28 protein-coding genes are annotated in these 24,991 nt (G+C 69.1%); 15 read left to right on the forward strand and 13 right to left on the reverse strand.

Annotated elements, in window-relative coordinates:
• Positions 1 to 9: 9 nt before the first annotated feature.
• From AC1RAA_RS25930 to hda, 5 genes are all read right to left on the reverse strand, one after another.
• Positions 10 to 1,020 carry an inorganic phosphate transporter gene (locus AC1RAA_RS25930; RefSeq protein WP_062475084.1) on the reverse strand — a complete coding sequence of 337 codons (1,011 nt, stop codon included), beginning with the start codon at positions 1,018 to 1,020 and terminating at the stop codon, positions 10 to 12.
• A gap of 14 nt (positions 1,021 to 1,034) precedes the next feature.
• Positions 1,035 to 1,679: a DUF47 domain-containing protein gene (locus AC1RAA_RS25935; protein WP_056571891.1), complete on the reverse strand. Its 645-nt coding sequence runs from the start codon at positions 1,677 to 1,679 to the stop codon at positions 1,035 to 1,037.
• A gap of 221 nt (positions 1,680 to 1,900) precedes the next feature.
• Positions 1,901 to 2,536, reverse strand: a complete 636-nt coding sequence (gene folK, locus AC1RAA_RS25940; RefSeq protein WP_492728279.1) for a 2-amino-4-hydroxy-6-hydroxymethyldihydropteridine diphosphokinase — start codon at positions 2,534 to 2,536, stop codon at positions 1,901 to 1,903.
• Positions 2,533 to 4,170 carry a polynucleotide adenylyltransferase PcnB gene (pcnB, locus tag AC1RAA_RS25945; RefSeq protein WP_492728281.1) on the reverse strand — a complete coding sequence of 546 codons (1,638 nt, stop codon included), beginning with the start codon at positions 4,168 to 4,170 and terminating at the stop codon, positions 2,533 to 2,535. Before pcnB ends, folK begins: the two co-directional genes overlap by 4 nt.
• 42 nt (positions 4,171 to 4,212) lie before the next feature.
• Positions 4,213 to 4,902, reverse strand: a complete 690-nt coding sequence (gene hda, locus AC1RAA_RS25950; protein ID WP_056571899.1) for a DnaA regulatory inactivator Hda — start codon at positions 4,900 to 4,902, stop codon at positions 4,213 to 4,215.
• Positions 4,903 to 5,054: 152 nt separating this feature from the next.
• On the opposite strand from hda, the gene purM reads away from it, so the two are divergent.
• From purM to AC1RAA_RS25975, 5 genes are all read left to right on the forward strand, one after another.
• Complete coding sequence (gene purM / locus AC1RAA_RS25955) at positions 5,055 to 6,095, forward strand: phosphoribosylformylglycinamidine cyclo-ligase (protein WP_062475090.1); 1,041 nt, start codon at positions 5,055 to 5,057, stop codon at positions 6,093 to 6,095.
• A 50-nt stretch (positions 6,096 to 6,145) separates the two neighbouring features.
• Positions 6,146 to 7,216, forward strand: coding sequence for an AI-2E family transporter (locus AC1RAA_RS25960; RefSeq protein WP_095950558.1), 1,071 nt, complete (start codon positions 6,146 to 6,148; stop codon positions 7,214 to 7,216).
• A 112-nt stretch (positions 7,217 to 7,328) separates the two neighbouring features.
• On the forward strand, positions 7,329 to 7,901 hold the full coding sequence (locus tag AC1RAA_RS25965; protein ID WP_369629771.1) for an isochorismatase family protein: 573 nt from the start codon (positions 7,329 to 7,331) through the stop codon (positions 7,899 to 7,901).
• A 61-nt stretch (positions 7,902 to 7,962) separates the two neighbouring features.
• Positions 7,963 to 8,577 carry a DJ-1/PfpI family protein gene (locus AC1RAA_RS25970; RefSeq protein WP_492728284.1) on the forward strand — a complete coding sequence of 205 codons (615 nt, stop codon included), beginning with the start codon at positions 7,963 to 7,965 and terminating at the stop codon, positions 8,575 to 8,577.
• Positions 8,562 to 9,557: a GlxA family transcriptional regulator gene (locus AC1RAA_RS25975; RefSeq protein WP_492728286.1), complete on the forward strand. Its 996-nt coding sequence runs from the start codon at positions 8,562 to 8,564 to the stop codon at positions 9,555 to 9,557. The genes AC1RAA_RS25970 and AC1RAA_RS25975 overlap by 16 nt, the downstream gene beginning before the upstream one ends.
• On the opposite strand, the gene AC1RAA_RS25980 is transcribed toward AC1RAA_RS25975, so the two are convergent.
• Positions 9,554 to 10,846, reverse strand: coding sequence for an RNA polymerase sigma factor (locus tag AC1RAA_RS25980; protein ID WP_492728288.1), 1,293 nt, complete (start codon positions 10,844 to 10,846; stop codon positions 9,554 to 9,556). The genes AC1RAA_RS25975 and AC1RAA_RS25980 overlap by 4 nt on opposite strands.
• Before the next feature lie 41 nt (positions 10,847 to 10,887).
• Here AC1RAA_RS25980 and AC1RAA_RS25985 point away from each other — a divergent pair, with 41 nt between their 5' ends.
• Positions 10,888 to 11,883, forward strand: a complete 996-nt coding sequence (locus AC1RAA_RS25985) for a formylglycine-generating enzyme family protein (RefSeq protein WP_492728290.1) — start codon at positions 10,888 to 10,890, stop codon at positions 11,881 to 11,883.
• A 13-nt stretch (positions 11,884 to 11,896) separates the two neighbouring features.
• Here AC1RAA_RS25985 and AC1RAA_RS25990 read toward each other — a convergent pair whose 3' ends face one another.
• The 5 genes from AC1RAA_RS25990 to murJ form a co-directional block, all read right to left on the reverse strand.
• Positions 11,897 to 12,316, reverse strand: a complete 420-nt coding sequence (locus AC1RAA_RS25990) for a YciI family protein (protein ID WP_159275680.1) — start codon at positions 12,314 to 12,316, stop codon at positions 11,897 to 11,899.
• Positions 12,317 to 12,347: 31 nt separating this feature from the next.
• On the reverse strand, positions 12,348 to 12,770 hold the full coding sequence (locus tag AC1RAA_RS25995; protein WP_095950564.1) for a YciI family protein: 423 nt from the start codon (positions 12,768 to 12,770) through the stop codon (positions 12,348 to 12,350).
• Positions 12,771 to 12,893: 123 nt separating this feature from the next.
• On the reverse strand, positions 12,894 to 13,322 hold the full coding sequence (locus AC1RAA_RS26000) for a bleomycin resistance protein (protein ID WP_056571928.1): 429 nt from the start codon (positions 13,320 to 13,322) through the stop codon (positions 12,894 to 12,896).
• Positions 13,323 to 13,345: 23 nt separating this feature from the next.
• A complete protein-coding gene (locus tag AC1RAA_RS26005; protein WP_062477211.1) occupies positions 13,346 to 14,197 on the reverse strand; it encodes a SirB1 family protein in 852 nt (283 codons plus the stop codon).
• A 64-nt stretch (positions 14,198 to 14,261) separates the two neighbouring features.
• Positions 14,262 to 15,815: a murein biosynthesis integral membrane protein MurJ gene (gene murJ / locus AC1RAA_RS26010; protein ID WP_492728293.1), complete on the reverse strand. Its 1,554-nt coding sequence runs from the start codon at positions 15,813 to 15,815 to the stop codon at positions 14,262 to 14,264.
• 118 nt (positions 15,816 to 15,933) lie between these two features.
• Here murJ and rpsT point away from each other — a divergent pair, with 118 nt between their 5' ends.
• Positions 15,934 to 16,248: a 30S ribosomal protein S20 gene (rpsT, locus tag AC1RAA_RS26015; RefSeq protein WP_056571937.1), complete on the forward strand. Its 315-nt coding sequence runs from the start codon at positions 15,934 to 15,936 to the stop codon at positions 16,246 to 16,248.
• A 163-nt stretch (positions 16,249 to 16,411) separates the two neighbouring features.
• Here rpsT and AC1RAA_RS26020 read toward each other — a convergent pair whose 3' ends face one another.
• Positions 16,412 to 16,750 carry a DUF3579 domain-containing protein gene (locus AC1RAA_RS26020; protein ID WP_119558463.1) on the reverse strand — a complete coding sequence of 113 codons (339 nt, stop codon included), beginning with the start codon at positions 16,748 to 16,750 and terminating at the stop codon, positions 16,412 to 16,414.
• A gap of 160 nt (positions 16,751 to 16,910) precedes the next feature.
• Here AC1RAA_RS26020 and AC1RAA_RS26025 point away from each other — a divergent pair, with 160 nt between their 5' ends.
• The 4 genes from AC1RAA_RS26025 to AC1RAA_RS26040 are packed head-to-tail and all read left to right on the forward strand — an operon-like array spanning position 16,911 to position 19,963.
• Positions 16,911 to 18,122, forward strand: coding sequence for an acetylornithine/succinylornithine family transaminase (locus tag AC1RAA_RS26025; protein WP_487848954.1), 1,212 nt, complete (start codon positions 16,911 to 16,913; stop codon positions 18,120 to 18,122).
• A complete protein-coding gene (gene argF / locus AC1RAA_RS26030; protein WP_139706507.1) occupies positions 18,119 to 19,054 on the forward strand; it encodes an ornithine carbamoyltransferase in 936 nt (311 codons plus the stop codon). Before AC1RAA_RS26025 ends, argF begins: the two co-directional genes overlap by 4 nt.
• 34 nt (positions 19,055 to 19,088) lie before the next feature.
• A complete protein-coding gene (locus AC1RAA_RS26035) occupies positions 19,089 to 19,649 on the forward strand; it encodes a hypothetical protein (RefSeq protein ID WP_492728295.1) in 561 nt (186 codons plus the stop codon).
• Positions 19,646 to 19,963 (forward strand): YkgJ family cysteine cluster protein, encoded by a 318-nt coding sequence (locus AC1RAA_RS26040; protein WP_492728297.1) that lies wholly within the window; start codon positions 19,646 to 19,648, stop codon positions 19,961 to 19,963. The genes AC1RAA_RS26035 and AC1RAA_RS26040 overlap by 4 nt, the downstream gene beginning before the upstream one ends.
• A 4-nt stretch (positions 19,964 to 19,967) precedes the next feature.
• Here AC1RAA_RS26040 and AC1RAA_RS26045 read toward each other — a convergent pair whose 3' ends face one another.
• Positions 19,968 to 20,444 carry an Lrp/AsnC family transcriptional regulator gene (locus AC1RAA_RS26045; protein ID WP_492728299.1) on the reverse strand — a complete coding sequence of 159 codons (477 nt, stop codon included), beginning with the start codon at positions 20,442 to 20,444 and terminating at the stop codon, positions 19,968 to 19,970.
• Between the two features lie 176 nt (positions 20,445 to 20,620).
• Between AC1RAA_RS26045 and kynB the strand changes: the two genes are divergently transcribed.
• From kynB to AC1RAA_RS26065, 4 genes are all read left to right on the forward strand, one after another.
• The gene (kynB, locus tag AC1RAA_RS26050) at positions 20,621 to 21,265 is read left to right on the forward strand and encodes an arylformamidase (protein WP_159273237.1); all 645 of its coding nucleotides are present in this window, start codon (positions 20,621 to 20,623) and stop codon (positions 21,263 to 21,265) included.
• Positions 21,266 to 21,278: 13 nt separating this feature from the next.
• The gene (gene kynU / locus AC1RAA_RS26055; RefSeq protein ID WP_492728301.1) at positions 21,279 to 22,559 is read left to right on the forward strand and encodes a kynureninase; all 1,281 of its coding nucleotides are present in this window, start codon (positions 21,279 to 21,281) and stop codon (positions 22,557 to 22,559) included.
• The gene (kynA, locus tag AC1RAA_RS26060; RefSeq protein ID WP_492728303.1) at positions 22,556 to 23,416 is read left to right on the forward strand and encodes a tryptophan 2,3-dioxygenase; all 861 of its coding nucleotides are present in this window, start codon (positions 22,556 to 22,558) and stop codon (positions 23,414 to 23,416) included. The genes kynU and kynA overlap by 4 nt, the downstream gene beginning before the upstream one ends.
• 94 nt (positions 23,417 to 23,510) lie before the next feature.
• On the forward strand, positions 23,511 to 24,764 hold the full coding sequence (locus AC1RAA_RS26065; RefSeq protein WP_492728305.1) for an SMI1/KNR4 family protein: 1,254 nt from the start codon (positions 23,511 to 23,513) through the stop codon (positions 24,762 to 24,764).
• The last annotated feature ends 227 nt before the right edge of the window (positions 24,765 to 24,991 follow it).

Here is a 24,991-nt window from a genome sequence, read left to right on the forward strand (position 1 = left end):
TTCAGTGCTTCAGAAAATCTGCCAACTGAACCAGTAAGCCATCGCCGCCACAAAGGCCGAGGCGGGAATGGTCAGGACCCAGGCCCAGACGATGTTCCCCGCCACGCCCCAGCGCACCGCGCTGGCGCGCTGCGTGGCACCGACGCCGACGATGGCGCCCGTGATGGTATGGGTGGTCGACACCGGAATGCCCAGCGCGGTGGCCAGGAACAGGGTCAGCGCCCCGCCGGTCTCGGCGCAGAAGCCGCCCACGGGCTTGAGCTTGGTGATCTTCTGGCCCATGGTCTTCACGATGCGCCAGCCGCCGAACATGGTGCCCAGCGCAATGGCTGCGTAGCAGCTCACGATGACCCAGGTCGGCGGCACTGCGTCGCTGGCCGAGGCGTAGCCGGTGGCGATCAGCAGCATCCAGATGATGCCGATGGTCTTCTGCGCGTCGTTGCCACCATGGCCCAGGCTGTAGGCACCGGCAGAGACCAGCTGCAATCGCCGGAACCATCGGTCCACCCGAGAGGGCGTCGCACGCCGGAAGCCCCAGGCCACCACGATCATCATCAGCGAGCCCAGCAGGAAGCCCAGCAGCGGCGACACGAAGATGAAGGCCACGGTCTTCCAGATGCCGGAGGCCACGAGGCCGCTGGTGCCGGTCTTGGCGATCACGGCGCCCACGATGCCGCCAATCAGCGCGTGCGACGAGCTGCTCGGGATGCCGTAGTACCAGGTGACGAGGTTCCAGCTGATGGCGCCGATGAGCGCCCCGAACACCACGTGCACGTCGACCACCCCAGGCTGGGCGATGCCCTTGCCCACGGTCGCCGCTACGCTCAGGTGGAAGACGAAGATCGCGATCAGGTTGAAGAAAGCCGCGAACACCACGGCCTGCCCCGGCTTGAGCACGCCGGTGGACACCACCGTCGCGATCGAATTGGCGGCATCGTGGAAGCCGTTCATGAAGTCGAACAGGATCGCGAGCGCGACCAGCACCACCACCACCCAGAGGGCGACCTGCACCGTTGTCATCGGCTGCTACCCGCTCAGGAATTCTCGAGGACGATGCCCTCGATCACGTTGGCCACGTCCTCGCACTTGTCGGTGATCGTCTCGAGCAGCTCGTAGATCGCCTTGAGCTTGATGACCTCGCGCACGTCCGGCTCTTCGCGGAACAGCTTGCTCATGGCGCTGCGCATCACGCGGTCGGCGTCGGATTCGAGGCGGTCGATTTCCTCGCAGGTCTTGAGCGTGGCCTCGGCCACGGCCGGGTCGGCGATCTTGCCGAGGTACTTCACGGCGTCCTTGAGGCGGTCGCAGCACTTCACGCTCAGGGCCGTGAGGCGCACGATCTCGTCGGTCATGTGGCGCACGTCGTACAGCGCCATGGTCTCGGCCGAGTCCTGGATCAGGTCGGCCACGTCGTCCATCGTGTTGATGAGCTTGTGGATCTGCTCGCGGTCGATGGGCGTGATGAAGGTCTTGTGGATCAGGCGGTTGACGTCGTGCGTCACGCGGTCGGCGGCGCGCTCGGCGTTGTCGACGTCGCGGTTGTACTGTTCGCGCAGGTGCACGTCCGCATAGTGGGTGACGAGCTGCTCGAACGCACGCGCCGCCTCCACGATGCGCTCGGCATGCTGGTTGAACATTTCAAAAAAATTGCCCTCTCGGGGCAGCAGCTTGCCGAACATGGAAAAAACTCCTGGGACGCGCCAATCACAATTTCATGACGCCTTCGTGAAAACTTCCCGAGTTTAACGGGCGCGACCGGAACGCCCGGTCGGGCCGACCTTCGGGCTCCGGCGCGACAGGCTCGCTCAGGCCGGCAGCCGCAGTGCCACGACCAGCCGCACGCACGCGGCAACGCCGGCGAGATCGGGCAGGGACAGCCGCATGCCGGCAGCCCCGAGAGTCAGCGGATTTTCTGGATGACCTGGCCGGTCACGCGTGCCAGCGCGGCGCGCGGCACCTTGTCGGGCGCGATCTCGGCCAGCGGCTTGAGCACGAAGGCGCGCTCGCGCATGCGCGGGTGTGGCAGGGTCAGCGTGGGGCTTTCGATCACCGAGTTGCCGTGCATCAGCAGGTCGAGATCGAGCGTGCGCGGCGCATTGGGAAAGGGCCGCTCACGGCCGGCCAGCGTTTCCAGGCGCTGCAGCGCGATGAGCAGCTGCTCCGCGTCCAGCCCGGTGCGCACGGCCACCACGGCGTTGATGAAGTCGGGGCCTTCGGCATCGACCGGCGCGCTGCGGTAGAGCGACGAGCGGGCCGTGACCTGGGTGCGTTGCAACGCGCCGATGGCGGCCATGGCCTCCTTCACGGTCGCCTCGGCATCGCCCAGGTTGGCGCCGATGGCGACGAAGGCCTGCACGGTGGGGTAGTCCTCGCGCGGACCGCGTGGACGCGAAGACGCGCGGCGTGCGGGCGGGCCGCTCTTGCTGCCGGCCGATGGCGGCTTGCTTCCGGCGCGCGGCGCGGGCTTGCCCCCCTTGGCTGCCTTGGCAGTCGGGGCGCTCTTCTTGCCGTCCTTCGGCCGGTCGGGCGTGCTCATTCGCCTGCGGCGCTCCCGCCGCCCTCGCTGCCGCCACCACCGCTACCGCCGCCCACGGGGCGCGGCTTGCGCCGGCGCTTGCGCTTGCGCGGCGCGGCGGCTTCGCCGTCCGGCGGCACGGCATCGGCCTCGATGTCGGGGCCGTCGCCATCGTCCGACCCGGCGGCGGCCTGCTTCTGGCGTGCCGGCTGCTCGCTGCGCGGCTTGGGCGCAGCGGCCGGGTCGCGCAGGCGCACGCGCTGGCGCACCTTCTGTTCTTCGCGCACCTGTTCGAGCAAGTCCTGGCGACGCAGGTCGTCGGCGGTGCTGAACTCTTGCCACCACTCGGCGATGGCTTCACCGACCTCGCCCACGTCGGCACGCAGGCGCATGAAGTCGAAGGCTGCGCGGAAGCGCGCCTGCTCGACCAGACTGTAGGGCGTGGAGCCGGTGCGCTTGTCGAAGCGCGGCTGCATCATCCAGATCTCGCGCATGTCGGCGGCCAGCTTGCCGCGGCCCGACACGTCGCCGATGCGCGAATTGAACACGTCGTCGATCGCATCCTGCAGCGCCGGGAACGGAGGCTGCGGACGCTGGCCGTGGCGGCCTTCCTGGCGCTGGGCCCAGCCGTCGCGCACGTCGGCCCACAGCACGCAGGCCAGCAGGAAGCTGGGCGCCACGGGCTTGCCTTCGCCGACGCGGCGGTCGGTGTCCTGCAGGGCGGCCTTCACGAAGGGCTGGTCGGCGCGCTCCACCACCACGTCGAGCAGCGGGTAGATGCCGGTGGCGAGCCCCAGCTTGCGCAGTTGCTCCACCGTGGCGATGGCATGGCCGGTCTGCAGCAGCTTGAGCATCTCGTCGAACATGCGGCTTTGCGGCACGTCGGCCAGCAGCTTGCTCGATTCGATGAGCGGCGCGGCGGTCTTGGCTTCCATCTTGAAACCGAGCGCGGCGAGCTTGGCCGAGAAACGGATGGCGCGAATGATGCGCACCGGGTCTTCGCGGTAGCGCGTGACCGGGTCGCCGATCATGCGCAGCGTGAGCTTCTGGGCGTCCTTGATGCCGTTGTGATAGTCGACCACCACCTGGTTGGCCGGGTCGTAGTACATGGCGTTGACGGTGAAGTCGCGGCGCGCCGCGTCTTCTTCCTGCGGGCCCCAGACGTTGTCGCGCAGCACGCGGCCGCTGGCGTCCACGGCGTGCTTCATGCTCGCCAGTTCGCCCTTGCTGGTGCGTTCGTTGCCGGCCACCTGCTCGGCGGCGGCGCTGTCCATGTAGGCGCGGAAGGTCGAGACCTCGATCACCTCGTGCTCGCGGCCGCGGCCGTACACCACGTGCACGATGCGAAAGCGCCGGCCGATGATGAAGGCGCGGCGGAACAGCGACTTGACCTGCTCGGGCGTGGCGTTGGTGGCCACGTCGAAGTCCTTCGGGCGCAGGCCCAGCAGCAGGTCGCGCACCGCGCCACCCACCACGTAGGCCTCGTAGCCCGCTTGCTGCAGCGTGGTGACCACGTTCTTCGCGCGTTCGTCGACCAGGGCGGGATCGATCTTGTGAACCTCTGCCGGCACCTCCTGGCGCTTGCCGAAGCGGCTCTTGCCCTGCGTGCCGCCGGCGGACTTGCCGAGCAGCTTGTCGATGAATTTCTTGATCATTGGTTGTTTTTTGAGGAGGAGCAGGCGCTTCTTCTTATCTGTCTATTCGTTTTCGAGCATGGAGCGGATCAGCGGAATGGTGATCGCGCGTTGGGTCTGCAGGGCGTAGCCGTCCAGCTGCGACAGCAGCTCCATCAGGCTGCCCAGGTCGCGGCTGAAGCGGTGCAGCATGAAGTCGAGCACGTCGTCGGACAGCATCACGCCGCGCGCGTCGGCCGCCTGGCGCAGCACCGCGCGGCGTTCGCTTTCGCTCAGCACCTGCAGGTGGAAGACATGGCCCCAGCCGAGGCGGGTGCGCAGGTCTTCGCGCAGCGGCAGGTCGGCCGGCGGCAAGGCGCCGGCGGCGACCACGCCGCGCTGCAGGGTCTGGGCGTTGACAAACCAGTTGAAGGCCGCGTGCTGCTGCACCGCGGTGTAGAGGTGGACGTCGTCAAGCAGGACGGCGCCCCAGCGCTCGTCGAACTCGGGCGGCTCCAGCAGGCCGGCATGCAGCCAGCCCACGCTGGCGCCCTGCTCGGCCAGTGCGACACGCACGGATTCGAGCAGGTGGGTCTTGCCACTGCCGCTGTCGCCCCAGAGGTAGGTCGGCACCGGCGAGTGCAGCGCGGGGCTGCCATCGGCGCCGCCGACCCACACTTGCAGGTGTCGCAGCGCCGCCTCGTTGGGGCCGGCAAAAAAGGCGTCGAAGCTGGGGCCCGTCGCAATGCCGATATCGAGCGCGAGCTGTTTCATCCCGGGAAGGTTCATGGAGGGGGCCCGGAGGGCCCTTAAAATCGTGAGGAATTCTATCGGCCCGGCCGCCTCGGTCGCCGGCGCCTCCCCTGCCCGCCCTTCCTCGCTGCTTCGCGAACCTTTTCGCTCCTTCTTCTCGACACCGCCCGCCCATGACCTCCTCCACGCCCACCCCGCTCAGCTACAAGGACGCCGGTGTCGATATCGACGCAGGCGACGCCCTGGTCGACCGCATCAAGCCGCTGGCGAAGAAAACCATGCGCGAAGGCGTGCTGGCCGGCATCGGCGGCTTCGGCGCGCTGTTCGAAGTGCCCAAGCGCTACAAGGAACCGGTGCTGGTGAGCGGCACCGACGGCGTGGGCACCAAGCTCAAGCTGGCCTTCGAATGGAACATGCACGACACGGTCGGCATCGACCTCGTGGCCATGAGCGTCAACGACGTGCTGGTGCAGGGCGCCGAGCCCCTGTTCTTCCTGGATTACTTCGCCTGCGGCAAGCTCGACGTGGACACGGCCGCGGCCGTGGTTGGCGGCATCGCCCGCGGCTGCGAAATCTCCGGTTGCGCCCTCATCGGCGGCGAAACCGCCGAAATGCCCGGCATGTACCCGGCCGGCGAGTACGACCTGGCCGGCTTTGCGGTCGGCGCGGTCGAAAAGTCCAAGATCCTCACCGGTCAGAACGTCAAGCCCGGCGACGTGGTCCTGGGCCTGGCCTCGGCCGGCGTGCATTCCAACGGCTTCAGCCTCGTGCGCAAGGTGATCGAGCGCGCCGGCGCCGACCTGCCCGCCACCCTCGACGGCAAGCCCTTCCGCGAAGCCGTGATGGAGCCCACCCACCTGTACGTGAAGCCCGTGCTCGAAGCGCTGGGCAAGCACCCGATCAAGGCGCTGGCCCACATCACCGGTGGCGGCCTGCTCGAGAACATCCCGCGCGTGCTGCCCGAAGGCACCGCCGCCCACCTGAAGAAGGGCAGCTGGCCGCAGACCGAGCTCTTCGCCTGGCTGCAGAAGGTGGCCGGCATCGACGACATCGAGATGAACCGCACCTTCAACAACGGCATCGGCATGGTCGTGGTGATCGATGCGGCCGAAGCCGCCGCCTGCGCCGCCACGCTGCGCGCCGCCGGTGAATCGGTGCACGAGATCGGCGTGATCGCCGAGCGCGGCGACGGCGCGGCCGTGGTCGTCGCCTGATCGCGCGCCCGTTCTTTTTTCTTTTTCTCACCGCACGCCCCGCTCCCCGGATGGCCACGCCGCTGCCCGACGCCACCCTCGCCGCCCCGCCCCCGGCCGCCGCCTCCCGCCACGTGGTACTGGCCAGCTACCTGCTGATGCTCGCGGGGCTGATGCTCGTGATGTGGCAGCACCTGCTGCCGGGGCTGCTGTGCGTGTGCATCGGCTTCCTGGTCGCGCGCTGGTTCGCCCGGCTGCTGGGCGGCTGGCTGTCGCGCCTGAAGCCCCTGCGTTCCGCCGCCGGCAGCCTGGCCCGGGTGGTGGCGGTCACGCTGGTGCTGCTGGGCCCGATCGGCCTGGTCACGCTGGGGTTCTCGCAGGCGCGCGAGTACGTGCTCGATGCGCCCGACCAGTACCGCGAACTGCTCGACTACACGGCCCGCACGGTGCTCGAGCTGCGCTCCAAGCTGCCACCCGACATCGCCGTCTACCTGCCCGAGGGCGCGGCCGAGGTGCAGCGCATCGTCGCCAACTACCTGCGCACGCAGGCCGGCTCGCTCGCCATGGCCGGGCGCGCCTGGCTGGGCGGGCTGCTGTTCGCCTACGTGGGCCTGATCATCGGCGCGCTGGCCGCCGTGGCGCCGGCGCCAGCCCAGCGCCGGCCGCTGGCGCAGCAGATGTTCCTGCGCATCACCACCTTCGGCGAGGCCTTCGGCCAGATCGTGGCCGCGCAGTTCTGGATCGCCGCCTTCAACACGCTGCTGACCGCGATCTTCCTGCTGTTCCTGATGCCGCTGTGGGGCCTGGAGCTGCCCTACACGCCCGCGCTCATCACGCTGACCTTCGTGGCCGGGCTGGTGCCGATCGTGGGCAACCTGGTCTGCAACTCGGTGATCACGCTGGTGGCGCTGTCGGTGTCGCCGGTCACGGCCGCGGCCTGCCTAGCCTTCCTGATCCTGATCCACAAGGCCGAGTACGTCATCAACGCCAAGGTGGTCGGCGCACGCACACAGATGCGCGTGTGGGAGCTGCTGTCGGTGATGTTCGTGGCCGAAGCGGTGTTCGGCCCGGCCGGGCTGGTGGCGGCGCCGCTGTACTACGCGTACCTGAAAAAAGAACTGCACGCGGGCGGCCTAGTCTAGCGACCGGGCAATGTCCTGATCTGATCGGTTCCGGTCCGCTTCGGCGCGGACGAAGCGCTGGCGGCGCCCAAAAATAGGCGGCATCATCCACTTTGCCTTACCCGCCACCGCCATGACCACCTGTCTGATTGTGATCGACGCCCAGGAATCGTTCCGCCACCGCCCCTACTGGAACGCCGCCCTGCTCGCGCCCTACCTCGAGGCCCAGAACGCGCTGATCGCCGGCGCCGTGGCGGCCGGACTGCCGGTGGTGCGCGTCTTCCACGTCGATGCGCCGCCATCCCCGGCCAACCCCTTCGCGCTCGAATCGGGCCACGTGCGCCCGATCGAGGGCCTCGCGCCTTTCGAGGCGGCCGCCACCTTCACCAAGCACCGCCACAGCGCGCTGGTCAACAGCGGGCTCGACGTATGGCTCACGCAGCACGGCATCCGCCGCCTGATCGTGAGCGGCATCCGCACCGAGCAATGCTGCGAAACCACCACGCGTCACGCCTCGGACCTGGGCTGGGAGGTCGACTACGTGACCGACGCCACCCTCACCTTCGACATGGTGCAGCCCGACGGCCGCCCCCTGTCGGCCGCCGACATCAAGGCGCGCACCGCGACCGTGCTGGACGGGCGCTTCGCCACGGTCTGCAGCGTGGCGCAGGCGTTGGCGCGTGCCACGGAAGGCGCGACCGCATGAGCGCCGCGCCGGGCCGCCCCAAGCAAGCTCGCACCGAAGTGCGAAGCACGGAGGTATTTCAATGACCCCGCTGCGCGTGCGCATCCTGGCCTACGACGGCGTCGAGGCGCTCGACTTCGCCGGCCCCTTCGAGGTCTTCACCACCGCCGCGCGCGTCCACCAGCGCCTGCAGCCGGGTGCGCCCGCGCCCTTCGAGGTCGCCTCGGTCGCCCACACCCGCGCCGGGGAACCGGTGCAGGCGCGCGCCGGCCTGCGGCTGCTCGCCGACCACACGCTGGCCGATGCCGCCGCCACCGCCGACGTGCTGGTCGTCCCCGGCGGCGTGGTCGATGCGCCGATGGCGAGCCCCGACACCCTGCGCTGGATCGCCCGGTGCGCGGCCGGCGCGCAGCTCGTCGCCTCGGTCTGCACCGGCGTCTTCCTGCTGGCACAAAGCGGCGTCGTGACGCGCGAGGCGGTCACCACGCACTGGGAAGACCTCGCCGACCTGCGCGCCCAGTTCCCGCAACTCGACGTGCGCGACGGCGTGCGCTGGGTCGACACCGGCCGCATCGTCAGCTCGGCCGGCATCAGCGCGGGCATCGACATGAGCCTGCACCTGGTCGAACGCCTGGCCGGGCGCGACCTGGCCGAGCGCACCGCGCGCCAGATGGACTACACATGGACCCACAACTAGCCCCTGTCCGCGTAGTTTTCGTGCTCCTGCCCGACAGCCTGGTGCTCGACTGGGCCGGACCGGCCGAGGCGCTGCGCATCGCCAACCAGCGGCTGCGCGCGGCGGGCCAGCCCGAGCGCTTCCTCATCGAATTCGCGGGGCCGCGGCCCAGCATGAGGGGCTCGGTCGGCGTCGCGCTTTCGGGGCTGTCGCCGCTGCCGACGCAGTGGGATGGCCCGGGCTGGGTGGTGCTGGTCGGCCTGCCGGGCGACACCATCGCGACCGACACGCCCGAGGCGCAGGACCTGCTGCACTGGCTGCGCGGCCAGCGCTTCACGCGCGGCGGCGTCGAGCTGGTGACGGTCTGTGCGGGCGCCCTGCTCGCGGCACACGCAGGTGCGCTCGCGGGCCGGCGCGTCACCACGCACCACCATCACCTGGACGAACTGCGCACCGTGGAGCCGCGCTGCGAGGTGGTGAGCAACCGCGTCTTCGTGATCGACCCGCCGGTCTACAGCAGCGCGGGCGTCACGACGGGCATCGACCTGATGCTGCACCGCATCGCCGACACCTGCGGCGAGGCGCTGGCGGCCCAGGTCGCGCAGGCGATGGTGGTCGCGCTGCGGCGCGGCCCGCACGACCCGGAGCTGTCGCCCTTTCTCGCCTACCGCAACCACCTGCACGCGGCGCTGCACCGGGTGCAGGACGCGGTCAGCGAACAACCGCAGGCCGACTGGAGCGTGCCGCGCATGGCCGAGGTCGCCCACACCTCGGCGCGGCACCTGACGCGCCTGTTCGTCGAGCATGCAGGCGTGGCGCCGCTGGCCTACCTGCGCCGACTGCGGCTGGCCGCCGCGCAACTGGCGCTGGCCTCGGGCGCCAGCGTGACGCGGGCGGCCGAGCTGTCGGGCTTCGGCTCGGACACGCAGCTGCGCCGCGCGTGGCACCAGTTCGGGTTGCCGGGCTCGCCTTCCGCGGGCACATCGGCGCCCGTCCGCTAAGGCTTGTCGCCGCAGGCCTCGGCGCGCGCCCGCAGCAGCGCCTGCTCGCGCGTGTTGCGCGTGAGCGAGGCGGCACGCTGGAACTCCCGCCGCGCCTCGTCGCGGCGGCCCAGCTTGAAGAGCAGGTCGCCGCGCACGGTCGGCAGCAGGTGGTAGCCCTTCAGCGCGGGCTCGTCCTGCAGCGCATCGACCACCTCCAGCCCGGCCGCCGGCCCGAAGGCCATCGACAGCGCGACCGCGCGGTTCAGCTCGACGATGGGCGACGGCGACAGCGCGGCCAGTGCGTCGTACAACGCCGCGATGCGGGCCCAGTCGGTCTCGCCCGCGGTGCGCGCGCGGGCATGGCAGGCGGCGATGGCGGCCTGCAGCGCGTAGGGGCCGAGCGCGCCGCCCAGCGCTTCGGCGCGCGCCAGCGCCGCCAGGCCGCGGCGGATCAGCATCGGGTCCCAGCGCGCGCGGTTCTGGTCGAGCAGCAGCACCGGCTCGCCCGAGGCGCCGACGCGCGCGGCGGTGCGCGAGGCCTGGATTTCCATCAGCGCGACCAGCCCGTGCACCTCGGCTTCACCGGGCACCAGCTCGGCCACGATGCGGCCCAGGCGCAGCGCTTCGTCGCACAACGCGGGGCGCATCCAGTCGTCGCCGGCGGTGGCCGAGTAGCCCTCGTTGAAGATCAGGTAGAGCACCTCGAGCACCGAGGCCAGCCGGGCTTCGAGCTCGTGGCGGCGCGGCACCTCGAAGGGCACGCGCGCCTCGGCCAGCGTGCGCTTGGCACGCACGATGCGCTGCGCCACGGTGGCCTCGGGCACGAGAAAGGCGCGCGCGATCTCGTCGGTCGTGAGGCCGCCCATCAGCCGCAAGGTGAGCGCCACACGCGCCTCGGTCGAGAGCACCGGGTGGCAGGCGGTGAACACCAGGCGCAGCAGGTCGTCGCCGATGTCGTCGTCGAGCGCCGCATCCACCGCCTGCGCGAAATCGGCCTGCGCCATGGCGTGCAGCGCATCGAGCTCGCGGCCGATCTCGGGCGCCTTGCGCTCGGCCAGTTGCACGTGGCGCAGGCGGTCGAGGGCGCGATGCTTGGCCACCTGCGTGAGCCACGCGGCGGGGTTGTCGGGCACGCCGTCGACGGGCCACTGCTCGAGCGCGGCCACCAGCGCGTCCTGCGCCAGCTCTTCGGCCAGGCCCACATCGCGCACCTTGCGCGCGAGCGCGGCGATGATCTTCGCGGACTCGATGCGCCAGACCGCCTCGATGGCGCGGTGGATGGCGGTGGCGTCCTGTCCGCTGCTCATGCGGCCTCGCTGCGGCCCGGCGGGCCGGATAGCATGCGGCCATGACACCACGCCTCGTCTTGTGGAGCCTGGGTTTCGCATTCGGCCTCGCCTGCGGCGGCGCCGGGGCGGACGACCTCGCCGTGGAACGTAACAGCCTGGGCATGGCCTTCGTGCGATTGCCGGCCGGCGAATTCCTCATGGGCAGCGACGAGGCGCCCGACGCGCTGGCTCGCGACTACCCCCAACTGCCCAAGGAGCGCTTCACCCAGCTGGCCGACGAAGGGCCGGTGCACAAGGTGCGCATCACGCGGGCGTTCTGGATGGGCCGGCACGAGGTGACGGTGGGCCAGTTCCGGCGCTTCCTCGAGGCCTCGGGTCACGTGCCCGAATCGGTGGCCGACGGCACCGGCGGCTACGGCTGGCGCGCCGACTACGACCCCGCCACCACGCGGCGCGGCGACGCCTTCGAAGGCCGCGACCCGCGCTACTCGTGGCGCAACCCGGGCTTCGCGCAGGGCGACGACCACCCGGTGGTCAACGTGAGCTGGAACGACGCGCAGGCGCTGGCCGCCTGGCTGAGCAAGACGGAGGGCCGGCGCTACCGCCTGCCGACCGAGGCCGAGTGGGAGTACGCCTGCCGCGCCGGCACGCGCACGCGCTACAGCACGGGGGACGATCCGGCCACGCTGCTGCGCGGGGCCAATGTGTTCGACACGCGCAGCGCCGCCCATTGGCCGCGCTGGCGCGCGATGGCGCTCGCGGGCGACGACGGTTTTGCCTTCACCGCCCCGGTCGGCAGCTTCGCGCCGAACGCCTGGGGCCTCTACGACATGCACGGCAATGCGTGGGAGTGGGTGGCCGACTGGCATGGCGACGAATACTACGCGCGCTCACCGGTCGACGACCCCCAGGGCCCGGCCACGGGCACCGTGCGGGTGCGCCGCGGCGGCTCCTGGCACACCTGGGCTTTCTATGCCCGCTCGTCGTACCGCAACTGGAATGCGCCGGACACGCGCTACACGCTGGTGGGCATCCGGCTGGTGCGGGACGACTAGGCCCCGCTCACTTTCACTTCTTGAGCGTCTGCTGCATCGACGTGAACTCGCTCGCCACGTCCTGCACCTCGGGCGAGAAGTCCTCCATCTCCTGCACCTGACGGATCTCGATGACCTCGTCTTCGCTGCCCGGGCAGCGGCTCGCCCATTCGATAGCCTCGGCGCGCGAAGCAACATCGATCAGCCAGTAGCCGCCCAGCACTTCCTTGGCCTCGGCGAAGGGGCCGTCGACCACCTTCGGCTTGCCGCCCGGAAAGCTCACGCGCGCGCCCATCGACGGCGGATGCAGGCCCTCGCAGCCGATCAGCACGCCGGCCTTCTGCAGGGACTCGTTGAAAGCCATCATCGACCCCACGCGTTCGACGTCGTCGGGCACGGTGCCGGGCGCCGCGCTTTCGTAGCCGTGGGGAATCATCAGCAGCATGAATCGCATGATCGTTTCTCCTTCGAGGAATGGATGAAGTTCAGCGGCCGGCCTTGGCAGCCGACTCGGCGCGCAGGCGGTCTTCCTGCGCCAGCAGCTCGGGCGTCATGGCCTCGCCGAAATCGGTGGCCTCGAAGACCTGGCGGATCTCGATCTCGCCTTCCTGGAACGGGCTGCGCTTGATCCATTCAATGGCCTCTTCCTTCGACTTGACCTGCAGCAGCCAGAAGCCCGCGAGCAGCTCCTTGGTCTCGGTGAAGGGGCCGTCGATGACGGTGCGCTTCTTGCCTTCGCAGCGCACACGCGCGCCCTTGGACGACGGGTGCAGCCCCTCGCCCGCCAGCAGCACGCCGGCCTTGACCAGTTCCTCGTTGAACCGGCCCATCTCGGTGAGGATCTCGGTGCTCGGCATCACGCCGGCTTCGGAGTCCTTGCTCGCCTTGACCAGAACCATGAATCGCATGTCGTTTCTCCTGAAAGTGGGTGGGGATCGGGAGACGCCGGAATCTGCGTGCTCCTGTTCACACGTCGCGCGAGCGGGCCACGGATCGACACGGCCGCATCGATCTGCTTGTAATTTTGTGTTTCAGAGATAGCCGCAGAACCGCAGCACGTGGCCGTCGGGTTCGCGGATCGCGAATTCGCGCAGGCCCCAGGGCTGGGACGTGGGCGGCTCGATGATGGTCACGCCGCGCTTCACATAGGCGGCGTGCAGGCCGTCGATGTCCTTGCCGACGTGGATCACGATTTCGCCGCGCCAGGGCCGGGCCTCACGGCTGCCGCATTGCCACAGGCGCAGGTACACCGGGTCGCCATAGCTGCGGTCGCCCTTCATCACGCGGGCGTAGCTGGGCGGCTCGCCGGCGATGAAGTCGATCTCGAAACCCAGCACCTCGGAAAACCAGCGCGCGGCGCGCGAGACGTCGGACACCGGCAGCACCGGCTGCACGCCGTGGAATTCGTGCAGCGTGCCCAGGTCGGGCGCCGCGCTCACGCCGGTGCGGGTGTCGGTCATGGCGTTGGGGCTGTTGTGGCGGGTCAGTTGGCCAGGCGCCGCAGCAGCGCCACGCGCTCGGCGATCGCGTCGATGTCGAGCGCGTCTTCGGCGTTGGCGAGGTAGGTTTCGAGGTCGCGCACGGCCAGCGCCGCATGGCCCTGCTCGGCATGCGCCACGCCGCGGTCGCGGTGCTCGCCCCAGGCGGTGGGCAAGAGCGCAATGAGGCGGTTCTGCACCGCGATGTAGCGCGGCCAGTCTTCCTGCGCGTGGTGCACTTCCTTCAGGTTGCGCAGCATGCGCGCGATGATCTCGCGCGGGCTCGCGGGCTGCAGGTACAGGCCCAGCGGCACGTCGAACTCGCCGACCAGCCCATTGCCGCGCTTGTAGGGTTCGAGCCGCTCGCCCAGCTCTTCGCGCGAGAGCGACTTGCCGGTGAACGGATCGATCACGACCTGCCCCTTGGGCAGCGTGACCTTGACCATGAAATGCCCCGGGAAGCTGATGCCGCGCGTCTGCAGGCCCAGGCCCTGGGCCAGCTCCATCCACAGCACGGCCAGCGAGATCGGAATGCCGCGGCGGGTGCGCAGCACGGCGTTCAGGTAGCTGTTGTCGGGGTCGTAGTAGTCGTTGACGTTGCCGCCGAAATTCAGGTCGCTGAAGAAGAACTGGTTCAGCGCGCGCAGCCGAGCCAGCGGCGCGGCGTCGGCCGGCAGGCGGCGCTTGAGGCGCGCGAGCAACTGGTCGACGTCGCCCAGCACCTGCTGCACGTCGAGTTCGGGGTATTCGTCCTGCGCGATGCTGGCCGCCGCTTCGAGCAGCGGAAAGTGGTCATCGCTGCCGACCAGCGACTCGAAATATTCCAGTGCCGTGGGAACCTGGTAGCTGAACGTCATATGGCTTTGTAGAGGAGCCCGCGGGGAGCGTCAAGGCAGTGTTTTCCGGCTCGCCAACGGCGCTTCAGCGGCGCATGAAACTGCGCAGGCGCACGCCTGCGGCGGTGAGCACGGCGAAATAGAGCAGCGCGGCGCCGACGATGAGCGCGGCCAGAAGGCCGATGCGGTGCAGGCGCTGCGCGCGCAGGCCGACCCAATCGAAATAATGCGCGCCCCAGGCCAGCAGGGCCGCCAGCACCACGGTGCCCAGCAGCACCTGCAGCGCGAACTTGCCCCAGCCGGGCTCGGGGGTGTAGCTGCCGCGCCGGATCAGGCCGATCAGCAGCCACAGCGCGTTGACCAGCGCACCGATGCCGATGGTCAGCGTCAGCGCCGCGTGCTGCAGCAGCGGCACCAGGAAGAAGTTGAGCACCTGCGTGAACACCAGCACCGTCACGGCGATCAGCATGGGCGTGCGCGTGTCGTGCTTGGCGTAGTAGCCGGGCGCGAGCACCTTCACGGCCACGAGGCCGACCAGCCCCACGCCGTAGCCCATGAGCGCCACGGTGGTGCGGCCCACGTCCTCGCCGGTGTAGGCGCCGTTGTGGAACAGCACGGCCACGAGCGGTTTGGCGAACAGCAGCAGCGCCACGGCGCACGGCGCCGCCAGCAGCACCACGAGGCGCAGGCCCCAGTCGAGCAGCGAGGAGTAGCGCGCGTCGTCCTTGGCGGCGCGGGCGCCCGCGAGCTGCGGCATCAGCACCACGCCCAGCGCCACGCCGAGCATGGCGGTGGGGAATTCCATCAGCCGGTCGGCGTTGGTGACCCAGGTCACGCTGCCGGTGGCCAGGTGCGAGGCGATCTGTGTGTTGATGAGCAGCGAGATCTGCGCCACGCTCACGCCCAGCAGCGCCGGCAGCATGAGCTTCATGACCTTGCGGGTGGTCGGATCGGTCCACGCGGCGCGCAGCGCCTTGAAGCTGGCGCCGATGCGCGGCAGGAGCCCCAATGCGCGCAGCGCCGGGATCTGCAGGGCCAGCTGCAGCACGCCGCCGACCATCACGCCCACGCACTGGGCGTAGATCGGCTCGATGCCGCAGCGGCGAAACAGCGGCGCGCCGATGGAGATCGACAGGATCAGCGCGATGTTGAGCAGCACCGGCGACGCCGCCGGCACCGCGAACTTGCGCCAGGTGTTGAGGATGCCGCCCGCCAGCGCCACCAGCGACATGAAGCCGATGTAGGGGAACATCCAGCGCGTCATGACCACGGCGGCGTCGAAGCCCTGCAGGCCGCTGGCCATGGCCCAGACCAGCAGCGGCGCGCCGGCCACGCCGGCCACGCACAGCACCACCAGGGCCCAGGTCAGCAGCGTGGCGACGTGGTCGACCAGCTCCCGGGCGCCCTCCTGCCCCGCCTCGGTCTTGCGCGCGGCCAGCACCGGCACGAAGGCCTGGCTGAAGGCGCCCTCGCCGAACACGCGGCGAAACAGGTTGGGGATGCGAAAGGCGACGTTGAAGGCGTCGGTGAGCGCGCTGACGCCGAACACCGAGGCAAACAGCACGTCGCGCACGAGGCCCGTGATCCGCGAAGCGAGGGTCAGCAGGGAGACGGTGGAGGCGGATTTGAACAGGGACACGGGGGCGAGTGTAGGGCTGCGAAAGGTGTCAAAAGCAGGCAATTCGGCAAAAACCGGAACCCGGCCTATAATGGAGGGCTTTGCTGCATCATCCTCAGACACCTAAGGAACACTAAATATGGCATCCGCCAAGCCCAAGAAGAAGAACCCGCGCCTCGCGTCGGGCCGCAAGCGCGTCCGCCAGGACGTCAAGCTCAACGCTGCGAACACCTCGCTGCGCTCCAAATACCGTACCGCTGTCAAGAACGTCGAAAAGGCTGTTCTGGCTGGCGACAAGACCAAGGCAAGCGAACTGTTCGCGAAGGCCCAGAGCATCGTCGACACCGTCGCCGACAAGGGCATCTTCCACAAGAACAAGGCCGCCCGCGACAAGAGCCGCCTGTCGGCCAAGGTCAAGGCCCTCGCCCTGGCGCCTGAAAAGGCCGCCGCCTGACACCTGTCAGGCAAGCCCGGACCGGAATCCTCCGGTCCGCCGTTTGATCGGGGTGCGCTGCAGCAAGCAAAAGTGAAAAACCGCCTTCGGGCGGTTTTTTCATGGGCGCTCGAAAAGTGCCCAGGCCAGAGCGGCCCGCGCAGAAAAGAAAAAGGCCTGGAAGTCAGGCCTTTTTGGGAGGGGGCGGCGTGTCCGCCGGGTCGGGCACCAGGCAGGCCTCGGCCACCTGGAGGTTGTTGTCTTTGGCGAAGTTCACGCAGAAGTCCCAGGCCATGGGCTCGGCGTCGCGCAGGGCGCGGTTCACCACCACGCATTTCACGCCGTTGATGGTCGTGGGAATGCACCAAGGCGAATAGCTCAGGTGGCTGCCCGGGTAGGCGCCGCCGGGGCGGAAGGAGCACATGACGCCGGCGAGGCGTTCGGCCCAGTCGCTGGGACGAAAAGTGCGGCCATCGTGGGTGATGCCCTGGATGAAGATTTCTTTGGCGTTGGGGGAAATCATCGTGAAGTGAGGCGACCGGAACAGGTGCTGCGGTGCAGCAAGCGATTGTATCCGGGGCCCTTTTTGCATCCTGAATGGGGGGCATTGCTGTGATGCGGAATCCTCAACGAAGCCGTCAAATCGCACGCCTAGAATTCGTGTTCCCTATCTGGAGTACCGAATGAGCGCCACCGCCCAGCAACCCACCTCGCCCCACGTCATGAACACCTACGGTCGCCTGCCGATCGCGCTGTCGCACGGCCAGGGCTGCCGAGTCTGGGACACCACGGGCAAGGCCTACCTCGACGGCCTGGGCGGCATTGCCGTGAACACGCTGGGCCACAACCACCCCGAGCTGGTGCCCGCACTGCAAGACCAGCTGACCAAGCTGATCCACAGCTCCAACTACTACCACGTGACCGGCCAGGAACAGCTCGCCACCAAGCTCACCGAGCTGTCGGGCCTGACCAACGCCTTCTTCTGCTGCACCGGCCTGGAAGCCAACGAAGCCGCCCTGAAACTGGCCCGCAAGTACGGCCATGACAAGGGCATCGAGCGCCCCGAGATCGTCGTCTACGAAGCCGCCTTCCACGGTCGCAGCATCGCCACGCTGTCGGCCACCGGCAACCCCAAGGTGCAGGCCGGCTTCGGCCCGCTGGTCGAAGGCTTCATCCGCGTGCCGCTGAACGACATCGAGGCGCTGAAGAAGGCCACCGAAGGCAACCCCAACGTGGTCGCCGTGTTCTTCGAAACCATCCAGGGCGAAGGCGGCATCAACCCGATGCGCGTCGACTACCTCCAGCAGGTGCGCCAGCTGTGCGACGAGCGCGACTGGCTCATGATGATCGACGAAGTGCAGTGCGGCATGGGCCGCACCGGCAAGTGGTTCGCCCACCAGTGGGCGGGCATCAAGCCCGACGTGATGCCGCTGGCCAAGGGCCTGGGCTCGGGCGTGCCGATCGGCGCCGTCGTGGCCGGCCCCAAGGCCGCCAACATCTTCGGCCCGGGCAACCACGGCACCACCTTCGGCGGCAACCCGCTGGCCATGCGCGCCGGTGTGGAAACCATCCGCATCATGGAAGAGCACAAGCTGCTCGAGAACGCCGCCACCGTGGGCGCGCACCTGAAGGCCGCGCTGGAGCGCGAAATCGGCAGCCTGCCGGGCGTCAAGGAAATCCGCGGCCAGGGCCTGATGCTGGGCATCGAGCTCGACCGCCCCTGCGGCGCGATCCTGAACCGCGCCTGCGACGCCGGCCTGCTGCTGAGCGTGACGGCCGACAAGGTGATCCGCCTCGTGCCGCCGCTCATCCTGAGCATTGCCGAAGCCGACGAGATCGTTGCGATCCTCGCGCCGATCGTCAAAACCTTCCTCTCGGAGCCCGTTGCGCAATGACGACCGCCGCCGCACCGAACGCCCTGCGCCACTACCTGCAGTTCTCGGACCTCACGGCCGACGAGTACGTCTACCTCTTCGATCGCATGGCGATCATCAAGAAGAAGTTCAAGACGTATGAAAAGCACCAGCCGCTGGTCGACCGCACGCTGGCCATGATCTTCGAGAAGGCCAGCACGCGCACCCGCGTGAGCTTCGAGGCTGGCATGTACCAGCTCGGCGGCAGCGTGGTGCACCTGACCACGGGCGACAGCCAGCTGGGCCGCGCCGAGCCCATCGAGGACAGCGCCAAGGTCATCAGCCGCATGGTCGACCTGGTGATGATCCGCACCTACGAGCAGACCAAGATTGACGCCTTCGCCGCGCACTCGCGCGTGCCCGTCATCAACGGCCTGACCAACGAGTTCCACCCCTGCCAGATCCTGGCGGACATCTTCACCTACATCGAGCACCGCGGCTCGATCCAGGGCAAGACGGTGGCGTGGGTGGGCGACGGCAACAACATGGCCAACACCTGGCTGCAGGCCGCCGAGATCCTGGGCTTCACCGTGCACGTGAGCACGCCCAGCGGCTACGAGGTGGACCAGTCGATCGCCGGCATCCGCTCGGGCGACAGCTACAAGGTCTTCCAGGACCCGATGGAAGCCTGCCGCGGCGCCGACCTCGTCACCACCGACGTGTGGACCAGCATGGGCTACGAGGCCGAGAACGAGGCGCGCCGCAAGGCCTTCGCCGACTGGTGCGTCGACGAGGACATGATGCGCATCGCCCAGACCGACGCCCTCTTCATGCACTGCCTGCCCGCGCACCGCGGCGAGGAAGTGCAGGCCGAGGTCATCGACGGCCCGCAGTCGGTCGTTTGGGACGAGGCCGAGAACCGCCTGCACGCGCAGAAGGCGCTGATGGAGTTCCTGCTGCTCGGCAGGCTCTGACCGGCACCCCACCGCTGACCCACCCAGGCGCCGCATGGAGCTGATGAACCGCTACCTGCCGCGCTACCAGTTCGCGGAGACGCACAGCCTCCACGTTCCAGCGCCGCCCGCGCGCGTGCTCGACATGGCGGCCCGCCCCGAGATCACCGACGACCCCGTGGCGCGCAGCCTGATCGCGCTGCGCGAACTGCCGAACCGGCTGGCCAGCCGGCTCGGCCTTGCCGCTCCCACGCTGCGCCAGCGCGAGGCCTTCGGCTTCTCGGACTTCACGCCGCTGGGGCGCGACGGCGAACGTGAACTGGCCTTCGGCCTGGCCGGCCGCTTCTGGCGCTTCGACTACGGCTTGGTCCCGCTGGCCGACGGCCCGGCCTTCGCCGCGCTCGATGCCACGGGCCTGGCCAAGCTGGTGCTTCACTTCACGGCCGAGCCCGAGGGCACGGGCACGCGCCTCACCACCCGGACCCGGGTCTGGTGCGGCGATGCCGCCGCGCAGCGCCGCTTCACCGCCTACTGGCTGCTGATCCGCCCCGCGAGCGGGCTGATCCGCCGCCGCATGCTGCAGCGCGTGCGTGACGCCGCGCTGCTCGCCCCATGAATCCCTGCCAGACCTGCGGCGCCTGCTGCGCCAGCTACCGCGTCGACTTCAGCGTGCACGAGCTCGACGACCACGGCGGCCGCGTGCCCTCGGGCCTGGCGGTCGACGTGAACGACGCGCTTTGCCGCATGCGCGGCACCGACCACACGCCGGCGCGCTGCGCCGCGCTCACCGGCAAGATCGGCCAGTCGGTGGCCTGCGGCATCTACGAATGGCGCCCCAACCCCTGCCACGAGCTGCAGGCCGGCAGCGACGCCTGCCAGCGCGCGCGCCTGCGGCATGGGCTGCCCATGCTGCCAGACGAGCTCCACTGACCGCTCAGGCTAGGGGCACCGGCAGACCACCGAGCTGCCCCTTGAACTCCTGCAGCGAGAAATGCGTCTGCACATGACGCACGCCCGGCAGGCGGTGCAGCTTGCGCTGCAGCAGGTCGGAATACGCATCGAGGTCCTTCGCGACCACCACGAGGATGAAATCCGCCGGCCCCGAGATGCCGTGGAACATCACCACCTCGGGGATCGCGCACACCGCGTCCTCGAAGGCGCGCGACGAGATCTCGGTCTGGTGGTCGATGCCGACCATCACGAAGGCCAGCACGCCGAAACCCAGCGCGCGCCGGTTCAGGCCCGCGTGGTAGCCGCCGATCACGCCGTCGTCCTCCAGCTTCTTCACCCGCCGCCAGCACGGCGACTGCGACAGGTGCGCCATCTGCGCCAACTCGCCCGAGGTCAGGCGGGCGTTGTCCTGCAGCGCGCGCAGCAGCTGGAGGTCGGTTCGGTCGAGGTCGGCTTGCATGATCTGTTCTCCAATTTCCGTTGATTGAATAGATTATTCAATCTTTCGACGATTGATGAATAACTTCTCGACGCAAGGCAGTCACTGCGCATAGCATTCGGCACCCGCCGGCCCCTTGTGGACCGACTCCAACCGGCCCACACTGCCCTTTTTCTTCCTTCGCCCTGCCGCCCGCCATGACCGCCCCGCTCCGACTCTGGGACATCTCCGCCCCCGTGCACGCCGGCAGCCCGGTGTTCCCGGGCGACACGCCGTATTCGCAGCAGTGGTGCGCCACCATCGGCCCCGGCTGCCCGGTCAACGTGAGCGCGATCACGCTGTCGCCGCACGTGGGCACCCATGCCGACGCGCCGCTGCACTACGCCCCCGAAGGCCAGACCATCGGCCAGGTCGACCTCACGCCCTTTCTCGGCCCCTGCCGCGTGATCCACGCGATCGGCCGCGGCCCGCTGGTCACCTGGGAGCACATTGCGCACGCCGTGAACGACACGCTGCCCCCGCGCGTGCTCGTGCGCACCTACCCGGCCATGCCCGTCGACCGCTGGGACCCGCAGCTCGCGGCCTATGCACCCGCCACCGTCGAGCGCCTGGCGGCCATGGGCGTGAAGCTCATCGGCATCGACACCGCCAGCATCGACCCGGCCGACAGCAAGACGCTCGACAGCCACCAGCGCATCCGCCACCTCGACCTGCGCGTGCTCGAGAACCTCGTGCTCGACGACGTGCCCGAGGGCGACTACGAACTCATCGCGCTGCCGCTCAAGCTGACAAGCGCCGATGCCTCCCCCGTGCGCGCCGTGCTGCGCGAACTTCCCCGCTGAAACCCTCCCTTCCATGACGACGACCCTCGCCGACTGCCGCGCCCTCGACGCGCAAGACCCGCTGCGCGCCCTGCGCGACCAATTCACCCTGCCCGAGGGCGTGCTCTACCTCGACGGCAACTCGCTCGGCGTGCTGCCCAAGGCCGCGCCCGCGCGCATCGCCGAAGTGGTGGCCAAGGAATGGGGCGAAGGCCTCATCCGCTCGTGGAACACCGCGAGCTGGTTCGACCTGCCGCAGCGCCTGGGCGACAAGGTGGCCCGCCTGATCGGCGCCGCGCCGGGCGAAGTGGTGTGCACCGACAGCACCTCCGTCAATCTCTACAAGGTGCTGTTCGCCGCGCTCTCGCAGCAGAAGGCAAGCGGCCGCAAGCTGGTGGTGAGCGAGCGCAGCAACTTCCCCACCGACCTGTACATCGCCGAATCGCTGTGCCGTGAACGCGGCTTCACGCTGAAGCTGATCGATGCGAGTGAGCTCCCAGCCGCACTGACCGACGAAGTCGCCGTGCTCATGCTCACGCACGTCAATTACCGCACCGGTGCCATGCACGACATGAAGGCCGTCACCGCCGCCGCGCACGCCGCGGGCGCGCTCACCGTGTGGGACCTGGCGCACAGCGCGGGCGCCGTGCCCGTGGCGCTCAACGACAGCAACGCCGACTACGCGATCGGCTGCGGCTACAAGTACCTCAACGGTGGCCCCGGCGCGCCCGCTTTTGCCTGGGTGAACACGAAGCACGCAGGCCAGTTCGAGCAGCCGCTGTCAGGCTGGTGGGGCCACGCGGCGCCCTTCGAGTTCACGCCGCACTACCGCCCCGCGCCAGGCGTCGGCCGCTACCTGTGCGGCACGCAACCGGTCATCGCCTTGGCCGGGCTCGAATGCGGACTCGACACCGTGCTGGCCGCCGAAGCCTTCAACGGCACCGGCGGTGCGATGGCCGCGCTGCGCACCAAGTCGCTCGCGCTCACCGACCTGTTCATCCAATTGGTCGAGCAACGCTGCGCAGGACAAGGCCTCTCGCTCGTCACGCCGCGCGACCACGCGTTGCGCGGCTCGCAGGTCTGCCTCAGCCGTGAAGAAGGCGCCTACGCCATCGTGCAGGCGCTGATCGCACGCGGCGTGATCGGCGACTACCGCGCCGGCGATTCGCAGATGCCCGACATCCTGCGCTTCGGCTTCACGCCGCTGTACCTCGGCTTCGAGGATGTGTGGCACTCGGTCGAACACCTCGTGCAGGTGCTCGAGACCGGCGAGTGGCGACGCGCCGAATTCAACCGCAAGAACGCAGTGACATGAGCACCGACAACGACAACAACAAGACCCCCGAGTCCATCGTCCACGAAGAGAAGGCGCAGCTGGACTTCAGCAAGTCCATGAGCTATGGCGACTACCTGCACCTCGACGAGATCCTCAACGCGCAGCATCCGCTGTCGCCCGCGCACGACGAGATGCTGTTCATCGTGCAGCACCAGACCAGCGAACTCTGGATGAAGCTCATGCTGCACGAGTTGCACGCCGCCGTGCAGTGCATCGCGCAAGAGCGCCTGCCCGACGCCTTCAAGATGCTCGCGCGCGTGAGCCGCATCATGGAACAACTGGTGAGCGCATGGACCGTGCTCTCCACCATGACGCCGCCCGAGTACACGGCCATGCGCCCCTACCTCGCCAACTCCAGCGGCTTTCAGAGCGCGCAGTACCGCTGCATCGAGTTCCTGCTCGGCAACAAGAACGCCGCCATGCTCAAGCCCCACGCCCACCGCGCCGACCTGCTCGCGCAGGTGGACGCGGCCTACCGCGCGCCCTCGCTGTACGACGAGTCGCTGCGCCTGCTCGCACGCCACGGCCTGCCCGTGCCCGCCGACCGGCTGGAGCGCGACTGGACCCAGCCCTACGAATCGAGCGACGGCGTCGAGGCCGCCTGGCTCACGGTGTATCGCAACCCGCACGACCACTGGGACCTGTACCAGCTCGGCGAAAAACTCACCGACCTCGAAGACGCCTTCCGCCTCTGGCGCTTCCGCCACGTGACCACCGTGGAGCGCGTGATCGGCTTCAAGCGCGGCACCGGCGGCACGGGGGGCGTGAGCTACTTGCGCAAGATGCTCGACGTGGTGTTGTTCCCCGAGATCTGGAAGCTGCGCACCAATCTGTAGTGCGTCATGCAGGGGCTTGCAGCAGCCCCGGGCGAACGAGGGTTGCTCCCTCGGCGCAAAGCGCTACATTTTGGAGAACACGGAGGCCGCTGCCATGAACAACAACACCTCGTTCTCTGCCGAAGAGCTCTCCACCCTGCGCGAACATGGCGTCGTGCTGTTCGCCGATCGCGTGATCTTCGACGCGCAGCCGCCGATGCCGCAGCAGCAGATCGATGCGGTGCAGGCCTTGTGCGCCGGCCCGCTGCCTGAAGCGCTGGTCGCGCTGTGGCAGCACACGGCGGGCGGACGCCTTGACTACGACCTGGCGTTGCCGATGAACGGCAATGTCGAGAGCGTCAGCTGGTCGGAGCTGTTCTGGGACGGCAGCGACGGCTACCGCGACCTGCAGGGCTGGATCGAACATGAGCAGGAACTCGCCGAGGAAGGGGCCGAAGACAGCGGCACGCCCTGGAGCGGCAAGCTCACGCACCTGCCCTTCGGCGGCTTCGAGTACTGCGACCGCGTCTACGCGGTGGTCGAGCCCGGCGCCACGCACGGCCAGGTCATCGCGTGGAAGCAGGGCCTGCCGCCGGCCTGGACGCACGCGCTGCACGAAGACGGCCTGAGCCCAGTCGCGGCCGACCTGTACGGCGCCTTCGCGGCGCTGCATCTCGACGAAGACCCGCTGGCGCCGACAGGCGACTACTTCTCGGGGCAGGCGCTGCTCGCCTACCTCGACGACCGCCACGAAGGCTACGGGCTGGACCTCGACCTGATGGACAAGCTGGTCACCTTCTATTGCCGCGCCATCGTCGACTGGCGCACCCCGCTTGCAGACGGCACGCTGCGCCATCACCCGGCGCTCGCACGCGCGGCACTGCGCCACGCGATTGCCACCGACGACGCTGCGCTGGTCGCCGAACTTGCCGCCGCAGGCCTGAACTTCGAAGGGCCGCATGAAGGCAGTGCACTCGCCACCGACGTGGCCGTGGGACACAGCGCCTTCGCCGCCGCGGCAGCGCTGGTGCGCGCAGGCGCGCCGGTGGCATCCGACGTGCTGCGCAACATCGACGGCCAGATCTCGCCCGAACTCACGAGCGCCCTGCTGGACAACGGCGCCGAGCCGACCGTGGCGGCCATCGTGAAGTGCGCAGCCTGCGGTGCGCCCGCCAGCGCGCACCTGATCGCCGACGCCTGCGCGCAGATCGGCATCGACGTGCCGCCGGCCTTCGTGGCGGATCGCGATGCGATGTTGGTCGAACTGGAAACCACGCTCGCGCAGATGCGCGATGGGACGCGGGGGCATTACCTGGGGCAGGAAGGCTTGGCCGAGCGCATCGAGCATCTGCAAACGTTCCGGCTCTGATTTTTCAGGGCGACGCTCACGCCGACGGGGCACCTTGCTCCGCGAATGTCCCCCGGGCTTCGCCCTCCTCCTTAATTTCGCTGCGCAAGGCACCCCATCGGCGTAAGCGTGGGGCAGCGCGGTCGTTGATCGGCTGCACGCCAGCGCTGTGTCCCGTGCCCAGGACACTGGGTGCTTCCCGCAGCGAAATCAAGGAGGAGGGGCGAAGCCCCGGGGGACATTCGCGG

This window comes from Variovorax sp. GW823-FHT04F07 (assembly GCF_058795995.1).